Annotated in this window: 2 protein-coding genes and 2 pseudogenes; 2 read left to right on the forward strand and 2 right to left on the reverse strand. The window is 60.9% G+C overall.

Features of this window, described 5'->3' with window-relative positions:
- Window positions 1-143: 143 nt before the first annotated feature.
- Window positions 144-245, reverse strand: a pseudogene (locus NKH70_RS35540) (LysR family transcriptional regulator); the annotation flags it as partial.
- Window positions 246-820: 575 nt separating this feature from the next.
- Here NKH70_RS35540 and NKH70_RS35545 point away from each other — a divergent pair.
- On the forward strand, window positions 821-1,096 hold the full coding sequence (locus tag NKH70_RS35545) for an acyl carrier protein (protein ID WP_352458906.1): 276 nt from the start codon (window positions 821-823) through the stop codon (window positions 1,094-1,096).
- Window positions 1,097-2,302: a beta-ketoacyl-[acyl-carrier-protein] synthase family protein gene (locus tag NKH70_RS35550; RefSeq protein WP_352786341.1), complete on the forward strand. Its 1,206-nt coding sequence runs from the start codon at window positions 1,097-1,099 to the stop codon at window positions 2,300-2,302.
- Here NKH70_RS35550 and NKH70_RS35555 read toward each other — a convergent pair.
- Window positions 2,289-2,453 (reverse strand): annotated as a pseudogene (locus tag NKH70_RS35555) (LysR family transcriptional regulator); the annotation flags it as partial. The gene NKH70_RS35550 and the pseudogene NKH70_RS35555 overlap by 14 nt on opposite strands.
- Window positions 2,454-2,706 lie beyond the last annotated feature (253 nt).

Here is a 2,706-nt window from a genome sequence, read left to right on the forward strand (position 1 = left end):
CGCCGACTGATGACAAACCGCTCAGCGGCAGCGCAAGATCGTTCATGGTGGGTGTGGTCTCCGGGAAATGGTTCGGATCGGCTTAGGCAACCAAATCCTACGCCATTTCAACGGCTTGCGCCACATCCACCAACCCCCATGAATTTGGTTAGGTTGATGCGGCGTGCCGCCGCCGTGAGGCCGCGCTCGCTCAGCAGCGCGTCGAGAACGACGAGAAGATTCAGATCGAGCCCTTTGAAACGCATGTCTTAGCTATCCATAGCGTGGATGCATTTGATTGAAACAAACGATTTTACCAATTTTCCGGAATGTCGCATGGACTTGGCAGGACCTCACGTGCGCCGATCACTGCCTCTATCGCGTGGCGAGTCCCTTGAGAAGAGCCCGAAAGAGGAAATCTGTCGCGTGCGGTGGAGATTGTACTGGGAATGAGAGGCAGCGCTCCGATCATGTCGAACTCTCCGACGAATGGCGGACCGGTACAATAGTTGATCGCAACTGGTCCGGAGCTATGAAACATCTCGATTACATATGAGGTGCCGAGTGAATACGCTGACAGCACCCACCGTCGCAGCGTTTAGCTGACGTTTGACGACGGTTCCTATCCATTTACACGCAGATTCTTGATGTGCTGGCGCAAAAGCGGGAGGCCGGCGACTTTTCTTCGTCATCGGGCTGACGCCGCAGAAGCCGGAACTCGTCCGGTTCCTATGGGCATTGGGCTTGGTCGGTCGCACAGGCTCTATGAGGGGCAATTTTGGCAACGCGACGCGACTCGGGTTTTGAACGACGCCGAAAACGCAAGCTGGAAAGGAACAAGATGGCAGATCAACTCGCCAACGAAATAATCGCCATTATCAAGAAGCGCGCCGCGTCGGAGGGCGGCATAGCGCCTGCCACAGGCGGCGAGATAACGGCTGCCACGGGACTGACTTCGCTCGGTATCGATTCACTGGGATTGGCGGACGTTCTCTGGGACCTGGAGCAGGCCTACGGCATCCAGATCGAGATGAATACGGCCGAGGCATGGTCGGATCTCCAGAATGTTGGGGACATGGTGGAAGCCGTGCGCAGCTTGCTCGCTAAGGGGGTGTGAATGGACAGGCGCGTCGTGATTACTGGGATTGGCGGTATTTGCGGGCTTGGGACCAACGCCGCCGCCATTTGGACAGAGATGCGAGAAGGCCGCTCCGCCATCGGCCCAATCGTTAACTCCGAGCTCCATGAATTGAGGGTCAGGATCGGTGCCGAGATCAAGGCGCTGCCGGAGCATGACATCGACGGCAAGCAACTCATCTCCATGGACCGCTTCAGCCTGCTCGCTGTGCTTGCGGCGCGCGAAGCCATGCGTCAGGCCGGACTTTCCTCCAAAGAGGGAAATAGCTATCGCTTCGGTGCGACGGTGGGCGTTGGCGGCTGCGGGTGGGATGCGATCGAGCAAACCTACCGCGCCATCCTTCTGGGCGGTAAGCGTGCCGCTCTCTTGACTGTACCCAAGGCGATGCCGGGTGCCGCTGCCGGCCAGGTCAGCATGAGTCTTGGTCTGCGCGGGCCGGTGTTCGGCGTCACGTCCGCCTGTTCCTCGGCAAACCATGCGATTGCCTGCGCGGTGGACCAGATCAGGCTCGGCCGGGCCGACGTGATGCTTGCCGGCGGCAGCGAAGCGCCGCTCATATGGGGTGTGCTGAAGGCATGGGAAGCGATCCGCGTGCTTTCGCCCGATACTTGCCGGCCATTCTCGGCCGATCGCCAGGGCCTGTCGCTTGGTGAAGGCGCCGGCATGGCGGTGCTGGAAAGCTACGAGCATGCCCTGGCTCGGGGCGCCACCATCCTTGCCGAAATTGCCGGTGCCGGCCTTTCCGCCGATGCGTCCGACATCGTCGCGCCGACTGTCGAGGGGCCGGAGGCAGCAATGCGGGCCTGCCTTGCCGATGCCAGGCTGGACGCCGAGGATGTCGACTATCTCAACGCGCACGGCACCGGCACCAAGGCCAACGACCAGATCGAGACGGCGGCGATCAAGCGCGTCTTCGGTCAGCACGCCTTCTCAATGTCCATTTCTTCTACCAAGTCCATGCACGCGCATTGCCTCGGCGCGTCCGGCGCGCTCGAGTTGATCGCCTGCGTGATGGCTATCCGCGAGAGCGTCGTGCCGCCGACTGCCAATTATCGTGAGCTGGACCCCGATTGCGATCTCGACGTCACGCCCAATGTGGCACGCGAGCGCAAGGTGCGCGTGGCACTGAGCAACTCCTTCGCCTTTGGCGGCACGAACGCGGTTCTGGCGTTCAGGCAGTTGTAGAAGCCATGAGAGATGCCTCCGGCAACATTATCTCTCGCATCCAGATGCTTGCCGGATAACTATTGTGAAGGGCGGGTCATTGACCGCCTCGGCGAATGCGGGAAGTGGCAGCGGAAGCTCGACGATCCGGGGGTATCGTCTTTGCGAAATTCTTAACTGTTGAAGCGGCTTGGACGTACCGCCGCCCCGTAAAAGGTAAGCGAGGCCCTGCGGGCTCGGCTTGAGGGTCTGAAGCTGTACACGACAATGTCTGGAAGCCGCAGGGTCGGCTCTGCGCCCGTTATAGTCGCCTGAGTGCTGCCGGCCCGGCCGCGCCGCGGGCGCCGTCAACGAACTCCTTGAACCTGCGGACCTTGCCTGTCTTGGCCGACGCTTCGAAGCGCGCCGTCGTGCTGGCCTCCAGA

Source organism: Mesorhizobium sp. M0991, from assembly GCF_040318915.1.
Lineage (GTDB): Bacteria > Pseudomonadota > Alphaproteobacteria > Rhizobiales > Rhizobiaceae > Mesorhizobium.